Annotated in this window: 16 protein-coding genes; 10 read left to right on the top strand and 6 right to left on the bottom strand. The window is 42.8% G+C overall.

The genetic code is table 11. From position 1 onward, the window contains the following. The first annotated feature begins 81 nt into the window (after positions 1-81). The gene (locus tag ACQEXS_RS13765) at positions 82-2,127 is read left to right on the top strand and encodes a hybrid sensor histidine kinase/response regulator (RefSeq protein WP_427014211.1); all 2,046 of its coding nucleotides are present in this window, start codon (positions 82-84) and stop codon (positions 2,125-2,127) included. Positions 2,128-2,164: 37 nt separating this feature from the next. On the opposite strand, the gene cqsA is transcribed toward ACQEXS_RS13765, so the two are convergent. The 3 genes from cqsA to clcA form a co-directional block, all read right to left on the bottom strand. After that, positions 2,165-3,346 carry an alpha-hydroxyketone-type quorum-sensing autoinducer synthase gene (gene cqsA, locus ACQEXS_RS13760; protein ID WP_367990008.1) on the bottom strand — a complete coding sequence of 394 codons (1,182 nt, stop codon included), beginning with the start codon at positions 3,344-3,346 and terminating at the stop codon, positions 2,165-2,167. A 177-nt stretch (positions 3,347-3,523) separates the two neighbouring features. Continuing rightward, complete coding sequence (locus tag ACQEXS_RS13755) at positions 3,524-4,498, bottom strand: TDT family transporter (protein WP_427014210.1); 975 nt, start codon at positions 4,496-4,498, stop codon at positions 3,524-3,526. Between the two features lie 104 nt (positions 4,499-4,602). After that, positions 4,603-6,003, bottom strand: a complete 1,401-nt coding sequence (clcA, locus tag ACQEXS_RS13750) for a H(+)/Cl(-) exchange transporter ClcA (protein ID WP_427011299.1) — start codon at positions 6,001-6,003, stop codon at positions 4,603-4,605. 461 nt (positions 6,004-6,464) lie between these two features. Between clcA and ACQEXS_RS13745 the strand changes: the two genes are divergently transcribed. Beyond that, the gene (locus ACQEXS_RS13745; protein WP_427014209.1) at positions 6,465-7,451 is read left to right on the top strand and encodes a CobW family GTP-binding protein; all 987 of its coding nucleotides are present in this window, start codon (positions 6,465-6,467) and stop codon (positions 7,449-7,451) included. 113 nt (positions 7,452-7,564) lie between these two features. Continuing rightward, complete coding sequence (locus tag ACQEXS_RS13740; protein ID WP_427014208.1) at positions 7,565-8,350, top strand: substrate-binding periplasmic protein; 786 nt, start codon at positions 7,565-7,567, stop codon at positions 8,348-8,350. A 69-nt stretch (positions 8,351-8,419) separates the two neighbouring features. Here the strand turns inward: ACQEXS_RS13740 and ylqF are convergent, their stop codons facing one another. After that, positions 8,420-9,355: a ribosome biogenesis GTPase YlqF gene (ylqF, locus tag ACQEXS_RS13735; protein WP_427011296.1), complete on the bottom strand. Its 936-nt coding sequence runs from the start codon at positions 9,353-9,355 to the stop codon at positions 8,420-8,422. Positions 9,356-9,580: 225 nt separating this feature from the next. On the opposite strand from ylqF, the gene ACQEXS_RS13730 reads away from it, so the two are divergent. The 3 genes from ACQEXS_RS13730 (at position 9,581) to ACQEXS_RS13720 (ending at position 12,428) form a co-directional block, all read left to right on the top strand. Continuing rightward, positions 9,581-11,089: a catalase gene (locus tag ACQEXS_RS13730; protein WP_427014207.1), complete on the top strand. Its 1,509-nt coding sequence runs from the start codon at positions 9,581-9,583 to the stop codon at positions 11,087-11,089. A 100-nt stretch (positions 11,090-11,189) separates the two neighbouring features. Further along, complete coding sequence (locus tag ACQEXS_RS13725; RefSeq protein ID WP_427014206.1) at positions 11,190-11,663, top strand: ankyrin repeat domain-containing protein; 474 nt, start codon at positions 11,190-11,192, stop codon at positions 11,661-11,663. 69 nt (positions 11,664-11,732) lie between these two features. Continuing rightward, positions 11,733-12,428, top strand: a complete 696-nt coding sequence (locus ACQEXS_RS13720) for a 4'-phosphopantetheinyl transferase family protein (RefSeq protein ID WP_427014205.1) — start codon at positions 11,733-11,735, stop codon at positions 12,426-12,428. On the opposite strand, the gene ACQEXS_RS13715 is transcribed toward ACQEXS_RS13720, so the two are convergent. Continuing rightward, positions 12,429-13,076, bottom strand: coding sequence for a LuxR C-terminal-related transcriptional regulator (locus tag ACQEXS_RS13715; RefSeq protein ID WP_427011292.1), 648 nt, complete (start codon positions 13,074-13,076; stop codon positions 12,429-12,431). A 527-nt stretch (positions 13,077-13,603) separates the two neighbouring features. Between ACQEXS_RS13715 and ACQEXS_RS13710 the strand changes: the two genes are divergently transcribed. Genes ACQEXS_RS13710 through ACQEXS_RS13695 form a run of 4 tightly spaced genes read left to right on the top strand, consistent with a single transcriptional unit; the run spans position 13,604 to position 15,812 of the window. After that, positions 13,604-14,197 (top strand): hypothetical protein, encoded by a 594-nt coding sequence (locus ACQEXS_RS13710; protein ID WP_427014204.1) that lies wholly within the window; start codon positions 13,604-13,606, stop codon positions 14,195-14,197. Positions 14,198-14,212: 15 nt separating this feature from the next. Continuing rightward, the gene (locus ACQEXS_RS13705; protein WP_367989994.1) at positions 14,213-14,539 is read left to right on the top strand and encodes a carbon storage regulator; all 327 of its coding nucleotides are present in this window, start codon (positions 14,213-14,215) and stop codon (positions 14,537-14,539) included. Position 14,540: 1 nt separating this feature from the next. Further along, a complete protein-coding gene (locus ACQEXS_RS13700; RefSeq protein WP_427014203.1) occupies positions 14,541-15,218 on the top strand; it encodes a C39 family peptidase in 678 nt (225 codons plus the stop codon). 3 nt (positions 15,219-15,221) lie between these two features. Further along, positions 15,222-15,812, top strand: coding sequence for a hypothetical protein (locus tag ACQEXS_RS13695; RefSeq protein ID WP_427014202.1), 591 nt, complete (start codon positions 15,222-15,224; stop codon positions 15,810-15,812). 73 nt (positions 15,813-15,885) lie between these two features. On the opposite strand, the gene ACQEXS_RS13690 is transcribed toward ACQEXS_RS13695, so the two are convergent. Then, positions 15,886-16,824 carry a transporter gene (locus ACQEXS_RS13690; RefSeq protein ID WP_374144860.1) on the bottom strand — a complete coding sequence of 313 codons (939 nt, stop codon included), beginning with the start codon at positions 16,822-16,824 and terminating at the stop codon, positions 15,886-15,888. Positions 16,825-16,879: the final 55 nt, after the last annotated feature.

Raw genomic sequence — 16,879 nt, 5'->3', positions numbered from 1 at the left:
GCAGGGTATTTGGGGTGGTACATAAAGTTGTGCTAATCCTTAAAGTAGAATAATAAAATATACGTTGGTTTAGGAAGTCGAATGGAAGCTGTACGCAAAGTCTATCAATATGCGGAGCCCAATCTGACCCTTGTAGGTTGGATGGGGCTACTTGGCTTTCCGGTGTATTACTATATATGGGCTTATTTGTTTCCTCAGCCCTATGAAAACTTGGCATTAAGGCTGTTTTGTTCGGCTCTGTTTGCCTTGATTGCATTTCGGAAAGCGCTACCGAAGCATATTCAACGTTTTATGCCCCTCTTGTACTTATTTGTTATTGGTTTTTGTTTACCGTTCTTTTTTGCCTTTATGATGTTTCAAAACGCTTGGTCAACGGTTTGGGTCATGTCGTTTATGGCATCTATCTTTTTGCATATCCTGTTGGTTCACCAAACTCGTTTGATGCTTGCACAAGCACTGGTTTGTATCGCGCTAGCCTTTCTCTTTGCCTATGGCTTTGACTACACAAAAATCGCTGGTCATGTGGTATGGGCGTATGTGCCCATCTTTTTGTTTACTTACATTTTTGGCAATTTGTTTTATTTCCGTAATCAAGTTGAACACGAAACAAAGGCCTCTATTGCTAAATCATTTGGTGCCGGGATTGCTCATGAAATGCGTAACCCCCTTGCAGCGCTTAAATCATCATTAGAAGTACTCAATTCTGTATTACCTCAAGCAAGCCATGGACGAAAAGAATTCCACTTAATGTCTCATCAAGAATTGATGTTGGCACAAGATGTAATTGCAGATGCCAATGAAGTGATTGAGCATGGCAATGAGACGATAGATCTACTGCTTACTTCAATCGATGAAAGCAGAATATCAAGAGGAACATTCAAGCAGTATTCTGCATTACAGGTGGTTGAAGAAGCGGTGGCCAGCTTCTCGTATCGCCGAGCAGCAGATAAAGAAAAGGTGACACTCGATGTCATGGAAGACTTCCAATTTCTAGGGAGTGATTTGCTGCTTAAATATGCGCTATATAATTTATTGAAGAATGCGTTTTACTATCAAAGTGGAGATTCATTCCGAATCAGTATCACGCTCAGGGCCACTCAAGATGGTAATGAGCTGATATTAACGGATACCGGGGTTGGTATTGATCCCGCGATCAAAGAACATATCTTTAAGGACTTTTATACCTTTGGCAAAGAAGGTAGTTATGGCTTAGGTTTACCGTTTTGCCGTAAAGTGATGAAAGCACTTGGTGGTGATATCTCTTGTTCATCACAGGTTGGCGAATGGACCAAATTTACCTTAAGTTTTCCTCATTATCAGTCCAAGCAAGTTGAGGCGATCAAAATAGACTTATTAAAAGATAAGTCCGTACTTTATATCGGTGAGCAGAATGCTGTAGGGCGTTTATTAAATGAGCTCTCCTTTTATCGAGGTTTTCGCTTAAATAATATCTCTCTGGAGACGGCGACCAAATTTGAAGAATACGAGTTTGAATATGATTTGATCATGATTGATCTCGATGCTGCGGTTTCCGAACCTAACTACTTTGATAAGTTGGAACAAAGGCTGCATTTTACTGAGGCACGGCTTGTGTATCTTTATGATGAAAATAGCCAGTACTATAACGCAATTGAACGCCATCTCACGGTGTATCCTATCGAAAAACATCGCTTTTTGTTGAAAGGTAAAGAAGTTTTAGATGAACTTTTTTTCGAGTCACCCTCCGTTGACCGAAATGTATTGCCAGAGAAAAAAGGCATTGGTGGCAAGCGAATTATTGTTGCTGATGACAACCAATCACTTCGTACCTACACTTCCATTTTGCTAGAAAGGCAGGGTTTTGAGGTTGTCCAAGCGAAGAATGGCATTGAAGTCTTGGAAATGTTGGCTGCACAACCCGCTGATCTTGTCTTAATGGACATTGAGATGCCCGCTTTAAATGGCATTGAAACAACGTCACGGATTCGAAACTCAAGTGAGCAATATGCTTCGATCCCTATTCTAGGGCATACCGGAGATAAAACGGAACAGTCGATTGAAAAGATACAGAGCTCGGGTATGAATGACTATATTGTGAAACCAGCGGATAGTGATTTGATTCTCGATAAGATTGCCAATTGGATTTAGCGCTCCCCTATGACAAGACATAGGGGAGCCCTCTCTATTAAAGAAAATAGATGTTTGGCTGGTGGTAGGCGTCATGGCATACCTGTATCAGCTTTTCTAGTTGCGCGTCGGTAACAGAGCTATTTAGAGAAAACCGGATGATGTTCTTATTTGGAGTGGTTGCTGGCCGGCAGAAGACAGCTCCAAATACGCCATGGCTTTCTAAGTAGTCTCTAACCTTTTCTGTGTTTCTTTCATCCCCTGTTTCCAATGCAATGATTTGTGATTCACTGCGAATTGTGAAACCAATTGAGCGCAGGGTTTTAGCCAAAGCGTTGGCTTTTTCTGCGAGCACCTCTCTTTCCTTATCCGCTTTCAAAATGATTTCCAACGTTGCGCTGATGCGGTCAATTTCATACGGCAACATTGCCGAGCTGAAAATAGCCGGATAGGCGACAAATGGAATACACTCATTAGCAAGGTTGTTACACCAAATCGCTCCTGCGCGGTAGGCAAATGTTTTAGCAAGGCTTGCCGTTAGGAAGTCGACCTGTTTTGTTAAGCCAAGCTTATTCACTAAACCCGCACCATGGTAACCATGGGTGCCCAGAGAGTGTGACTCATCAACTAAAATCGCACAGCCAAGTTCTCTACTGATGGAAACCATCTCTTCCAACGGTGCGATAGTGCCGATGGTGCTATAAATGGAATCAACAACAACTAACCCTGGGCCATGACGACGGATGAGCTTTTTGAGGTGGCGTACATTGTTATGCATAAAGGGATGAAGATTTGCACCAGCAATTCTTGCGCCTTCCCACATTGACATGTGCGCAAAAAAGTCGATGTAAACATTGGTATTGGTATCGCAAATAGTTTGCAACAGGGCAGTATTCGCAGCCCAGCCTGATTGAGACAGTAAGCAAGAAGAAAACCCGGTAAATCGAGCGAGTTGTTTTTCTACACTCGGTTTATCAGCTTCATCTTGAAGAAATATGCCAGACATAAAAGGCGTATCTGTGTTACTCAATAAAGACTGAACCTGAGCGTCAATGATTGTTGGATGATTTGATAAATCAAGGTAATCATTGCTTTGTAAAACGATATCTTGTGATGTAGGACGCTTACCTAATACAAGATGTTTGCCATTCTGATTAGAGCCCATTAAATCTTCAATGTAATGATCTAAAGACGATTTAATAAAGTCTGGCAGAAGCGGAGCACTTTTTAACATGTTCATGGTACATATATCCTTTTTATAAAACCTGGGCCAGCTGACAAGGGATATATGAATGAATCGGAGTGCATAATCTAGGATTGAATATGATTTCTTTGCGCTAGTGAGCAAACAAAAATATACTGTGTATTAACTTATTTATTACTAGCGTACCGTTTGGGCGTGCGGCCGGTTCCATTTTTATAGCTTAGGTTGCTCAATTACCTTGTTCGAAAAAAACTCAGGCCAGTACATTTTTACGTAGCCAAATGAGACCCAAGCAACAAGAATCGTTGCGATCGTCAGCTCAAAGAAACCGAATTTGTGTAGCCAATGCCAATGAGGGTGGTACTGCTCGAAAAATCCCGTCAACCGATGCATTGCAACAGCGCTAATGACAGAAGGGAAGGTGACTGCTGCAATGGAAGGTTGGAATTTCAAGCGCAGTAACCGGATATAGCAAAGGTAGATAAGCAAGGTCATAGTGATGGCTATGCCAGCTAATGCTCCGGTTAAAATAGGATCGGGCTGCTTAAAGTTCACTAGGTAGGTTGCTAGGGTTAAGTTGATAGGTGCGGCCATGATAGCAAGTGTCGGTCTCGCTCGCCTTGGTAACATGCCTTCAAACACCAGACGATATAACACCAGTGGCAACATGAAAAAGTAGATCGTGATACAAACATTCACCAGTGTTTCAGAAAAGACCGTATGACCAAACTGCGTGCCTGCCAAAGAGCTGCTGATCAACCCGACAGGGTAAAGAAACCAACTGGGGACAATGTTGGACATTTTGAAGTTAAGCAGTTGAAAGCTAAAAAACAGTACCATCATGGTAAAGTGCAACAAAAGCGCGGCAAACCATATTGGATATGCAATGACGGGTGAAATAACAGCGAGATAGTCACAAAGGATCAATAATGCCATGCTCATAGGGGCCATCAGACTGCCACTAAGAGGATGACGAATATCATTTAGAAACGTATTGAGGTTGGTGAAATACTTAATAAGAACTGGGAGTAGTAACAATGCCCCTAAGCCAGCCATATAAGGACGCACTAATACCCCAAATTCTGGCATATACAAAGCCCACGCATGCCCTAGACCAATCATTCCAAGAGCTAAGGCCGCTTGAGAAGGGGGAACATTTTGGAATTGCGTTAGCCTGCGCCAGTTCAACGGTTTTCTCCTAGAACATCTACTCTAATCAAGAACGAGGCTATCCTTAGCCCGGTTGAATTTTCGGCAACGATAATACAAGTTGAGTGGTTACGGCGCAATTCTCAATTTGGCTCACGAGGTAAGTCTACTTGCCTCAACTTCTCATTTTTTAAGGTTCGATGAAGTAGCTGACTGTAAATAGGTTGACCGCCCAAGACTTGAGCAAAGATCACCGCACCCAGGCTAGTAATAATCAATGGTAGGATTAAGTAGTAATTGTTGGTCATCTCAATCACCAATAAAATGCCTGTGATTGGAGCGCGTACAGTGGCTGCAAATAATGCACCCATCCCGGCAATTGCAAACATGCCCGGTTGGATATCAAGCTCTGGGAATAGACTCTTAGCTGTTAATCCAAATGCATACCCAAATAGAGTCCCAAGTGCCAGCATTGGTGCAAAAATGCCACCAGGTGCGCCCGAGCCAAAACAAATCATAGTAGTGATAATACGGCCGAGGAATAGCAGCAAAAGAAAGCCTGCACTATAGCCACCATTCGTGATATTGGGAATAAGTCCAATACCGCCGCCAGTGAGTTCTGGCATGTAAAGCAACATAATGCCAAAGCATCCGCCGATGAGGGAGCCTGTTAAGAGGTAGCGCTTACGGTCGTTTTTGTGAATTCGTACGAATGCATCTTGTGACAACGTCACCAACTTATTAAAAGCAACACCAAAAATACCAAAAAGAGCCCCTAATAGTAAGAAGAGCCACAAAGACGGTAAGCCAGGTGGCTGATATTGCGGCATGGTAATAACTGCGGCTTGTCCATTGATGGTACGAAAAACAATATTTGCAGCAACAGCAGAAATGATAACTGCGCGTATCGATATTAAAGAGTAGCGAAATTGAGGGCGCATCTCCTCAACCACAAACATAATACCAGCCAGTGGCGCATTAAAGGCTGCGGCTAAGCCTCCGGCAGCTCCTGAGGCGAGAAGAGAGTGCTTGGTATCATCATCTTTGACTCTGAAAATGTCAGTGACCATACGACCAATGGCGCCACCCATCTGAACAGTTGGTCCTTCACGTCCAAGTACCATACCTGATCCAAGGGCACCCATTCCGCCGAAAAACTTCACAGGAATAACACGCCACCAACGAACAGGTCTAATGCCGTCCATTGCTCCTTCAATCTCTGGAATACCGGAGCCAGATGCTTCTGGCGCGAAGCGATGAACTAAGAAATAGCCAATGAATGCAAGGCCAGCACTGATCAAAAAGGCGGCTAACCATAAAGGAACAATATTTCCGATTTCAGTTTTGAGCCAATCAGTTCGAGTTTCAGAGACAAGGTGAACCGCAATTTCGAAATAGGTGCCAATCAGACCAGCAATGATGCCAACAAGTGCTGACAAGAACAGTACTGAAACGGGGGTTTTATCTTTAGAGAGAAATTGATTGATGGTGTCTTTAGGCATTTTAGACAATAAAGACAACTTAATTTTCTCTCTTCGGGTCATGGGGTGTTTGGCCTATTTACTAACGAGTGGGGAAGGAATAGGTAAATTATACTCGTCAAGGTGTTTTACTATAGCGACAGAAATGGAATTTTGATTTTCATATTTGATGCGTTTTGCACAGAAGATCACATGTCTAGACTTGAAGTTTGGTCATTTTGAGCCATAGTTAAGTTGTAAGGCAATCTGAACCGACTCGCAGGGAGGACATCAAGGCCATACATACAATTTGGATGGATTCGATAACTCATTTCTAGAGCCTCGTTTATTATCAGGTCGCACCTATAGACTTCCTGATTCGCAAACTCACGATTGAGTAACGAGGGATAGGGCGCACTCAGGTAGTGCGCCTTTTGTCGTTTATAGCCCCATAATACTTAGGCTTTTAAGTGATTGTTTGACTTTACGCGTGCGTAAAGCCCTTTTGGGTATATACTCACTGCTGCAATAAACGGAGAGCAACAATGACAGCTAAAGTACCTACAAATATCATTACGGGATTTCTTGGTGTTGGTAAAACGACCGCTATTTTAGATCTTCTTAAAAACAAACCTGCGCACGAAAAGTGGGCGGTCTTGGTTAACGAGTTTGGTGAAATCGGTATTGACGGTGCCATAATGAGTGAACAGGGTGCCTTTATTAAAGAAGTTCCGGGTGGATGTATGTGCTGTACTGCTGGTGTTCCCATGTCGGTTGGGATAAATGCTTTACTGCGCCAAAACCCAGATCGCTTAATTATTGAGCCGACGGGTTTAGGTCACCCAAAGCAGGTTATTGCCACACTAACGTCATCTCAATACGAACCATACGTTGATCTTAAAGCAACAGTCGCTTTGGTTGACCCTCGTAACTTAAGTGATGACAAATACACTTCAAATCAGAATTTTAACGACCAATTAGACAGTGCGGATGTGGTTATCGGCAACAAAGTCGATCTATGTCATGCGCATGATATTGATGTATTCAACGATTGGGTGACTGATCAAAATCCACCAAAGGTCTTTCACAAACTCGTGAAGCAAGGACAATTACTGTTAGAAATTTTGGATATCGAAAGACGCGGTGGTAGTGCGTCTACGGTAATTGAGCATCATCATCACGAGCATGCTGAACTTGAACCTCAATTTCAATTAGAACCCGGAAAAGCTTTTGTTCGAAAAGAGAATAAAGGGCAAGGTTATTTTAGCTGTGGTTGGCTATTTGGCGCTGAGCACACCTTTGATTTTGATGAGTTGTTTTCAATGTTGTCTGCACTGACGGCAGAGCGTGTAAAAGCAGTCGTTAATACGGATAAAGGGTGCTACGCGTTTAATGTAGCCAAAGGTGTTGTATCCGTAAATGAAATGAGTTTGGAAGGTTTTGAGAGCCGTTTCGAGGTCATTGACTCTCAATTACTACCATGGGCGCAGCTTGAAGGTGTTTTGTTGAAGTTAGCAAATATTGATAGATGATTGATTCACATTAAACTCTCCATTATGCAGTAATTAGAGACTGCATCGTGTGATGGTACTTTCGTTGGCTATACTGTTTAAGCAGTCCCATGGTTTGAAGGAAGACTATACCAATGACGTTGAAAGCTATCATCACACGGTTATTATTGTGTTCCTTCTATTTGCTGCCAGCACACGCTGATGAATCCCTACCGATAGTGTTTATTACTGGAGAGTGGCCACCATATACCTCTGCCCACATCAATAATGGTGGCCTAATTACCGAAATTGTTTCTGCGACGATAAATGAGATGGACATTGACGCTAAACTCTCGTTTGTTCCTTGGGAAAGAGGGGAGAAAATGCTGAAAAATGGTGAGGCTTTCGGTTTCTTCCCTTATGCGATTACTCCTGAGCGCAAGAAAAACTTTGTTTTTTCAGAACGCTTGCTTATCAATCCTTCCGGTAAATTCTTTTACAAAACCAGCAAGCTAAAAAGTGTTCCAGAGATCAAAACATGGGAGGATTTTAAGCCTTATAAGTTTGCTGTGTTAGCAGGAGATGCATCTGTAGAAGTGATGTCCCAGATAGGTATCGAAATGGAACGAGTCATTAGTGATGATCTGAATGTTCATCGGCTATACAAAGAGCGTGTCGATTTTGTGCAGATGGATCCTGTTTTAGGTTGGTACTTGATTGAACAATTATATCCGGGAGAAACGCATCTCTTTTCAACCTTGGATATTACATTTCAAGAACTGATCGGCGAAAGTGGCAACCCGGACTGGGATTCTTATTTGATGGTGTCGCCAGATTATCCAAATGCTAGTGAATTGCTCAAGAGCTTTAATGAGAGCTTGGAGAGAATTAAAGCAAATGGTGAGTATGACGAGATTTTAACTCGGTATGCGCTCAATTAAATGCGTAACGCTTGTGGGAAATTCAATAGAAGCTGTTCAGGGATGGAATCATCCCTGAACAAAAATCGCTTAGCGTTTATTTTTCAGATAACGTTTACGACGCTCTTCTTTTCGCTTCGCTTTTTCTTCGGCTTTTTTGGTTGCTTCAATTTCAACTTCAATCAGCTCTTGTGTGATCATCTCAGGAAGTTCTAAGGTCACTTGACCAAGCGTACCACCTCGAAGTTCGTGCAATAGAATTTCAGAGCATTTATGCAAATCAACACGGCCGCCAGCACGTAGAGCACCACGACGGCGTCCAATTTCTTCCATTAGCTCAATGTCACTCTCTGGTAACTCTTCGATTTGATAACGCTCTTTCAAACGTTCAGGGTAGGCTTTTGCAAGGTACTCAACCGTGTAAAAGGCCACTTCATCATATTCCATGGCGGTATCTTTTACCGCGCCTGTTGCTGCAAGGCGGAAACCGCTATGTGGGTTCTCAACCTTAGGCCACAAGATCCCCGGAGTATCAGATAAAACGATGCCATTTTGTAGATTAATACGTTGTTGACGGCGGGTGACAGCAGGTTGGTTACCCGTTTGAGCGATGGTGCGGCCAGCAAGCGTATTAATAATGGTTGATTTCCCTACGTTTGGGATCCCCATAATCATAGTGCGAATGTTTTTGCCAATTTCTTCGCGGTGAGGTGCCAGCTTACGGCAAAGCTCAAGGATTTTGTTCACTTCTTGTGGGTTAGAAGTGGTGATCGCCATTGCTTTAACATTCTTTTCTTTTTCAAAGTGATCAATCCAAAGCTGAGTTAACTCTGGGTCGGCTAGATCTCGCTTGTTCAGTACTTTTACTACCGGTTTTTCGCCACGGATTTGTGAGATCATCGGGTTTTCACTACTGAAAGGGATTCGAGCATCCAACACTTCGATGATGACATCGACCTGAGGAATCGCTTCTTCGATTTCTTTGCGGGCTTTGTGCATGTGACCCGGAAACCATTGGATTGACATAAGAATGACCTTAAAAAATAAAGTTTGCGCACATTGTAAGGGGAATTCTCACCCTGTAAAGGGGCGCTATCCAATCCTTATACACCTTGTTTGGTAAGGGCTTGTCTATATCATCGCTTTTTTCGATAGAAATTAATCGTAATTACCCATTTTAATCGAGTTTATTCATAGAGCTATACTGCGTTTGGGCAGAAAAGAGCTTTTGTCATGCATTGGAGAGCAACTATGCGTATGTCAAAAAGCTTCTTAATTATTTCAATAGGTCTGGCGTTTAGCGTTCAGGCACAAACTCTTACCAGAGACAACGGAGCACCAGTTGGTGATAACCAAAATTCACTGACGGCAGGGCCTAATGGTAGTGTCTTGTTGCAAGATGTTCAGTTGATCCAAAAACTGCAACGTTTTGCTCGTGAGCGTATTCCTGAACGTGTGGTTCATGCAAGGGGAACTGGCGCGTACGGGGAATTCGTATCGAGTGGTGATTTTAGTGATCTAACCATTGCCGATCCTTTTAGCGAGAAAGGCAAAGTAACGCCTGTTTTCGTGCGCTTTTCTACGGTTATTCACTCAAAAGGTTCACCAGAAACCTTACGTGATCCCCGCGGGTTTGCCACCAAGTTTTATACTGAACAAGGCAACTGGGACTTAGTGGGAAATAATCTACCTGTATTCTTTATTCGGGATTCGATTAAATTCCCTGATATGGTTCATTCATTGAAACCGTCACCCATTACCAACGTACAAGATCCTAATCGATTTTTTGACTTCTTTAGTCATGAGCCAGGTTCAACTCATATGTTGAGCTGGGTTTACTCCAACCGAGGCACGCCGAAGAGCTACCGAACTATGGATGGTTTTGGTGTTCATGCGTACAAATGGATAAACCAACTGGGCGATGTTAAATACGTTAAGTTTCAATGGAAGAGCCAACAAGGGATAGAGAGTTTAGGGCCTGATGATCTCGCGAAAGTACAAGGTATGGATTTTAATCACTTAACTAATGATCTGTATAGCGAGATTGGTAAAGGAAACAACCCTAAGTGGGACCTATACGTTAAGGTGTTGACACCAACGCAGCTTAGCGAACTGGATTACAACGGTCTTGATGCGACCAAAGTGTGGCTGAATATTCCGGATCAAAAAGTTGGAACCATGATTCTTAATCGGGTACCAAAGAACTTTTTTCAGGAAACAGAACAATCGGCATTCGCGCCTTCTAATTTAATTCCGGGAATTGAACCTTCGGAAGACCGTTTATTACAAGGTCGTTTATTTGCTTATGCTGATACGCAGCTCTACCGCGTTGGAGCAAACTTATTCCAGCTGCCCGTAAACAAACCAAAAGCGATGGTGAGTAACCATAACCAAGATGGCGCCGGAAATGGTAGTTTGACGGACTCAGACGTGAACTATGAGCCTAGCCGTATTTTACCGCTGAAGGAAGATGATAGTGCAAGGGCGGTGGAAACGGCACTAGTTGGAACTGTGCAACAGAAAGCAATCTCGAATCCGCGTAATTTCTATCAAGCTGGGGAGTTTTACCGTGGGCTAAGTAAGCAAGATCAGAAAGATCTCATCGTCAATCTGGCCGGAGATTTAGGAAAAGTTCAGGATGATGAAACAAAACATATCATGTTGAGTTACTTCTATCGAGCTGATAAGGACTACGGAAGTAAGCTAACCAAAGCCGTTAACGGTAATTTAAGCCGTGTAGAGAAACTAGCAGAAATGTAATCGGTTTGGCCCATGGGGTAAACAATCCGCTCTTTTCTGCCCGGAATCTAGAGGATGCCTCATGGGCCTTTTATATCAGATAGTTGACTGGAGGCTCATTATGAAATGTCTGTGGCGTAGTGTATTCATGGTCATATTATTGGCTGGAGGAGTAAACCAAACCGTATTTGGCAGCCCCTCTGAAAAAGAAGATGCCCAACAAATCTCTGCTTACTTTTTCGCTGCTGCGCGGATAGGAGAAGTCGATGTTCTGGAGCAGTTCATTAATGCGGGATTCCCAATCAACTTACGTAATCTTGAAAGTTATACCGCATTGATGATCGCAGCATACAATGGCCAATTCAAAGCGGTGGAGTTATTGATTCAAAATGGTGCAGATGCATGTGCTCGTGATAAACGTGGTAACACCGCACTGATGGGGGCACTAATTAAAGGTGAGCTATCAATCGCTAAACTCCTTTACCAACAAACCTGTTCTGACCGACCCAATAAAGCGGGGTTGACGTTATCTGAGTTTGCCAAAATATACGGGCAGGCTGATACGCTGAAAGGATTTGCGAACAAAGAGAAGTGATTGCGACTTTCAAAACGATCATCGATATAAGATAATAATTCTCATTATAAAATAGTTTTTGTAAGTTTCATGAAGCTTTTTCCATGGCCTGATAACTTGGTTTCCCGCTACCTAAGCGTGGATTACAGCCCTGATTTTATATCGCATATAGAGTTGCAAGGTATCCATTTACCAAGTGATTTTGGTAAAGCGGTACTTAAGCGCCGTTGTGAATTCTTAGCAGGACGAGCGTGTGCATACCAAGCATTAACCTATTTAGGTCTTGAAGCTGCCGACAGTATTGGTATTGGTCGCGGGAATGACCCCGTTTGGCCTGAAGATATTGTAGGGTCTATTTCCCATTGCGTGGGGCATGCTGTCGCATCCGTTGCTCACCGCAGTGAAGATGTCGCTGGGGTAGGGGTAGATATCGAGAAAGTGATGTCTCGCGAGTGGGCGAATCAACTTTCATCACAAATTATCTCGCTCAACGAACGGTATTTCGCTGCTTATTTTAGAGATTTTTGTCAGTTTCTAACGTTAATCTTTTCGGCAAAAGAGGCGATCTATAAAGCGATTTTCCCTACCGTTCAGCAGATTTTAGATTTTGATTCAGTCGTTCTTGAGCAGATTGATTGTGCTAAACAAGAACTGACTTTTGCAACAACGCCTGTTCTCGATGAATATTTGAATAATGAGATGAATATTAAAGTCCGTTATTCAATGATGGATGATGCACATTACATCACATGGTGTGTGATTGGCGAAAGTCACCTGAAACACTGACTAATTGGACGAACTGTTATTTCCTCGAGCCTGCTTAACCAGTTTGCTGACTTCACTTCTACAGTGGACATTAAGTTTACGGTATACCTTGTAAATATGTGTTTTAACGGTGTTTTCTGATAGGTATAGCAACTTTGCGATCTCTTTGTTTGAGCTTCCCTGAACCACTAAATCGAGGACTTGCCGCTCTCTTTCGGTCAGTTGATCAAAGCTGCAATCGCGTATGTTACTCGGATCTCGATAAAGCATGATCAATTCTTCCAGATACCGTCGTGGTATCCACATGCCACCTTGCAAAATACATTTCACCCCATCAATTAAGTGTTGCGCGCACGCAGTTTGTAGGATCATCCCTCTTAATGTGCGCCAGCGGACAAAAGGGTGGTTAAGCCCCAATTCTGGAATGTTGTAAACCAATATATCAAGATTAAGTAGGTCAAAATCAGGCAGTATGTCGAGATCCTCAAGGTAGGTGAGGTAATGAAAATCGAGAATCACCAAGTCCATCGTCAATCGACTGCAAAGGTGATTGAACTTATCTGGATGCACGGCGGTAGTCGTAACGTCGCTTAAACATAAAAGCTGTTGTTCGATTAAGTTACTTTGCAAATTGTTGTCCGACAGAATGACGAGCGTTGTTGGAGCCATAATAGCCTTTCCATATGCATAGCCAATAAAACGTTGTATTTAGATACGTTATGAATAACGTCCTATTGATTGAAGTATAAGTTAAACTCTTGAAAGCGTTTTAAAAATGGTAAATAGGTTCTAGAGATAACCATTTTTGAGTAGTCGTCAGGTTTAGATTTATTTATTAGTAATAAACGTTTTGCTAATAAAATAAGGTTTGATTGGTCTTTTTTTCCCCAGTTAGCCTGATCGGTTTCCCCCTTTTACTGTTGCGCAACAAAGAGTATTAGACCTGCTCGATTTGGGTGATAGAAATCTAATGCTAATTCCATGGGTTTTTTCATACTTTTCTAATAAGCCGACAGTAAGCCTATGAAATTTAGTAACTAAATATCTTTGTTAACCTTCGTATTATCTCATTCTATGAGTTGCGTAAAATGCCATCTCATTTATGAGAATTTTTGTGGCGCATAGATTCCTATAATCACTTTGCTTTCGGGCATATCGAAAGGACAAAACCTTCAAAACACGATGGAGTGAATATTATGAATCTACAAAAAACAGGCTTGGCAGTAGCAGTGTCCGCTCTTCTATTCAGCGGTGCCGTGTTAGCAAATAATTCTAATGATTCCTTTGGTAGTGATGATGTAGCCAGTCACAATGATGTATTAAGTAACAACGCAGTCGCTAGTAACAACAACACGCATAACCATACCAACACCAATACGACCATCGGTAATGGTGATGATGGTAACAGTTATAACGAGAACGGAAACGATGGAAACACCACGACAATTGGTGGTGGTGATGATGGTAATAGCTTTAGCTATAACGAAAATGGTGACGATGGTAACAATTCATGGTCAGACAGTTTGAATACGACAACTACGACAACCAATACATCAATTTCTTTAGAAAGCGATATGGTAGTCGCAGATGCCGATCTTAACGGTAGTATTTCAAACGTTTCGGCAACGAATACCCAGCTTGCGTTGTTTGGCTATCAGCGTGTCTCAAGTGCTAACTCACTAGACGGATTCTCTGGTACAGCAGGTATTACAACGGTTGGTCAAAATGCTGGGGCCAATTCTATGGTGCAACAAGCCGTAACCACTAACGCCTCTGTGTTTACCAAGTAAGTAGAGGGATTCGCCATGCGTTTAGCACTGTTCGTCTTGGGATTACTCATTCCAACATTTGCGTATGCTGATGATCTAGTGCTGACTGACTTTGAGCTGTCTGAAACAGAACTGGACAGCTCTCGTGGTGGTCAGTATTACATTGACCTCGACAGCATCGCGGCAACCTCAACCGTGGAAGGAATCAGTTCAGGTAACGTAGCCGAGCATGTGGTTACAGGAAACAATACCATTGCTGCTGGTGCGTTAGCAGCAAGTTCAGGGATCACGAACGTTATCCAGAACAGCGGTAACAATGTGCTGATTCAAAATTCCACCGTTGTTAATTTAACACTTAAGTAAAATGAAACTCCGGCAATTTTTCATTTCGTTTGTTTTACTCACACCTTGCTATGCGGCCGCCTTAAATTGGTTGCCTGAAAGAGGAAGTTTTCAGGTGCCTGTTAGAAGCTATAAAGAAATACAGTTTGGTGATGTGATTCGCCAACAGTATGATTTCAGTTGTGGCTCTGCGGCATTAGCATCACTGCTGACCTATCATTATCGAACCCCCAAAGATGAAGCCGATATATTTAAAGCGATGTTCGCAAACGGCAATCGGGAACTTATTGAAAAACAGGGCTTTTCGTTACTTGATATGAAGCGGTATTTGATGAGTCAAGGATTTGAGTCAGAAGGGTATAAACTGACGTTGGAGAAGATAGAGTCGATTGGATTACCAGTTATTACTCTGGTTGATTTTGATGGTTACCGTCACTTCGTTGTGGTGAAAGGTATCAATCAAAGCGACGTGATATTAGGTGACCCTTCTCGAGGGACAATAGTGATGAGCAAGATCAAGTTTGTTCAGTTTTATCAGGGCATTGTATTGCTAGTTCGCAATCATGCAGAGGTAGGAAAAGAAACCTTCATTGATGTGGCCCAGTATAGACTTTACAACCGAGCACCATTGGATAGCTCGCTGCCTCGAGACTCGATCGGCCAATTCACTATCACTTTGCCGGAGTCAGGAGAATATTAACCTATGTCTAACTTCATTAGGGTGCTTCTGATTGCCTTAGCTTCATTTTCGGTAGCAGGCTATGTTCAAGCAAAAGTGAGCTCCCTGCTCACGCTGAATCCGCTGACTGATGTTGAACTGATGGAATATCGTGGCGGTTTTGGTGTTGCGAATGATTATGTCGTTAATATTGGATTGAGTGTTGTTACCTCTATTAACGGAAATACAATTTTTAATTCGCACATTGCTGATCTGGTAATTCGTAATGGGCAGATCATTTCTTCAGGGATAGCAGACAGTGGCGTAAATGTCGTGCAGGTTGGCGAGAATAATCAGGTGGTTCCAACCGAATCGACAGAAAATAGCTTACCCGTGGTCGAGAGTGAAACTACCCAGCCATCGAATATAGAGCCAATTGATAGCACACCTGTTGTGAGTCACCTAGCTGTAAATCAGGGGGCTACATTGTTGAGTCATGTGGTTCAGAATACGCAGAATGATAGCGTGATTGGGCTCAATACTGTGGTAGATATTGATTCACAGGTGAGTGGTGCACTCCGAGATTTGAGAGCTAACCTTCGCTTGCAAGAAGCGCTGCAAATGCAATTGTACTGAGAGAAACATAACTCAAAGCAATTCAAAATCCCCCAATAACAAGGGGGATTTTTCTGCGTGGATAAAAAGGGTATTAAAAGGTGAACGGAACACGCATGGTCAATTGGAAATCAGGAGAGTCTTCAGTGAGGCCTGCTTGAGCACTGACGTTGATAGAGGTTTGATCAGAAAAGGCGTAGTTCATCCCTATACTGATGGTATCCAATTGAAGCAATTTTGCATCATCGCTTTCTTCACCATTCACTTTACTTTTTAAGATGGTCTTGTGGTTTAAGCCAAACGACAAAGACAGATCGGGGTTCACGGCAAAACCTAACCCAGCAGCTAATGATAGGGTATCTCCGATATCGACTTTAACGTTTTCACCCCCGACACTGACATCATCTTCAATGTTGTAGATGTACCCAAGGTTCATAAACAGCACGGCGGGGTCGGTAGGGTAGATCATGGTGACGCTTGGCTCTACACTCCATAACCCTGACCCAGTTGGAACTTCGGTGAATGTATTGGTTGTTGTGTCGATATCAACCTCATAGGGAGAACGCCCGGTATCACTTTTTATTTTCACACCTGCGATCCAATATGGTGTGCTTTGGAAGTTAATCTGGTGGCGAATTGCAAATTCAATATCGCCTAATCCACCCCCATCAAGTGTTGTATTGATCGTATTTGCAGCTGCACCATCCTGAATTGGCCTTGTTGATATTTGGTCATTTCTGTATACGAAAGGGAGCCGAAGTTCCAATTCCGTACTTTCAGTTAAACCATAACGTGCGGTTAAGCCTGCTGTTATAGTGGTCCGGTCAGAATCACTGACTTCAATTCGGCCGACGATGAGCGTAGGTAGGATGGTGTAGCCAACAACAGAAACCTTGTTCGATGAGTTTTGGGTGTAACTTAAAGAAGTTTCGACGTTAAATCGCCCCTTTGGCGTTAATACACCAGATTGGGTGATGACGTCTGCCACTGTTTGTGCACGATTATCGCGATTTTCAATGGTATCGTTGGCCATTGAAAAGGCAGAAATGCAAGCGATCGCGAGTGTAGAAAGTCTAGTTATTTGTTTC

Origin of the sequence: Vibrio sp. TRT 17S01 (assembly GCF_050113695.1) — a bacterium.
Lineage (GTDB): Bacteria > Pseudomonadota > Gammaproteobacteria > Enterobacterales > Vibrionaceae > Vibrio.
This window is presented reverse-complemented; position numbering and strand designations above follow the sequence as displayed.

Excerpts from the sequence above, each read along its gene's own strand:
- ACQEXS_RS13700 (WP_427014203.1), top strand. The coding sequence starts at position 14,541 with ATGAAACTCCGGCAATTTTTCATTTCGTTTGTTTTACTCACACCTTGC.
- ACQEXS_RS13715 (WP_427011292.1), bottom strand. The coding sequence starts at position 13,076 with ATGGCTCCAACAACGCTCGTCATTCTGTCGGACAACAATTTGCAAAGT.
- ACQEXS_RS13725 (WP_427014206.1), top strand. The coding sequence starts at position 11,190 with ATGAAATGTCTGTGGCGTAGTGTATTCATGGTCATATTATTGGCTGGA.
- ACQEXS_RS13745 (WP_427014209.1), top strand. The coding sequence starts at position 6,465 with ATGACAGCTAAAGTACCTACAAATATCATTACGGGATTTCTTGGTGTT.
- ACQEXS_RS13710 (WP_427014204.1), top strand. The coding sequence starts at position 13,604 with ATGAATCTACAAAAAACAGGCTTGGCAGTAGCAGTGTCCGCTCTTCTA.
- ylqF (WP_427011296.1), bottom strand. The coding sequence starts at position 9,355 with ATGTCAATCCAATGGTTTCCGGGTCACATGCACAAAGCCCGCAAAGAA.
- ACQEXS_RS13730 (WP_427014207.1), top strand. The coding sequence starts at position 9,581 with ATGCGTATGTCAAAAAGCTTCTTAATTATTTCAATAGGTCTGGCGTTT.
- ACQEXS_RS13765 (WP_427014211.1), top strand. The coding sequence starts at position 82 with ATGGAAGCTGTACGCAAAGTCTATCAATATGCGGAGCCCAATCTGACC.
- clcA (WP_427011299.1), bottom strand. The coding sequence starts at position 6,003 with ATGACCCGAAGAGAGAAAATTAAGTTGTCTTTATTGTCTAAAATGCCT.
- ACQEXS_RS13695 (WP_427014202.1), top strand. The coding sequence starts at position 15,222 with ATGTCTAACTTCATTAGGGTGCTTCTGATTGCCTTAGCTTCATTTTCG.
- ACQEXS_RS13690 (WP_374144860.1), bottom strand. The coding sequence starts at position 16,824 with ATGGCCAACGATACCATTGAAAATCGCGATAATCGTGCACAAACAGTG.
- ACQEXS_RS13720 (WP_427014205.1), top strand. The coding sequence starts at position 11,733 with ATGAAGCTTTTTCCATGGCCTGATAACTTGGTTTCCCGCTACCTAAGC.
- ACQEXS_RS13705 (WP_367989994.1), top strand. The coding sequence starts at position 14,213 with ATGCGTTTAGCACTGTTCGTCTTGGGATTACTCATTCCAACATTTGCG.
- cqsA (WP_367990008.1), bottom strand. The coding sequence starts at position 3,346 with ATGAACATGTTAAAAAGTGCTCCGCTTCTGCCAGACTTTATTAAATCG.
- ACQEXS_RS13740 (WP_427014208.1), top strand. The coding sequence starts at position 7,565 with ATGACGTTGAAAGCTATCATCACACGGTTATTATTGTGTTCCTTCTAT.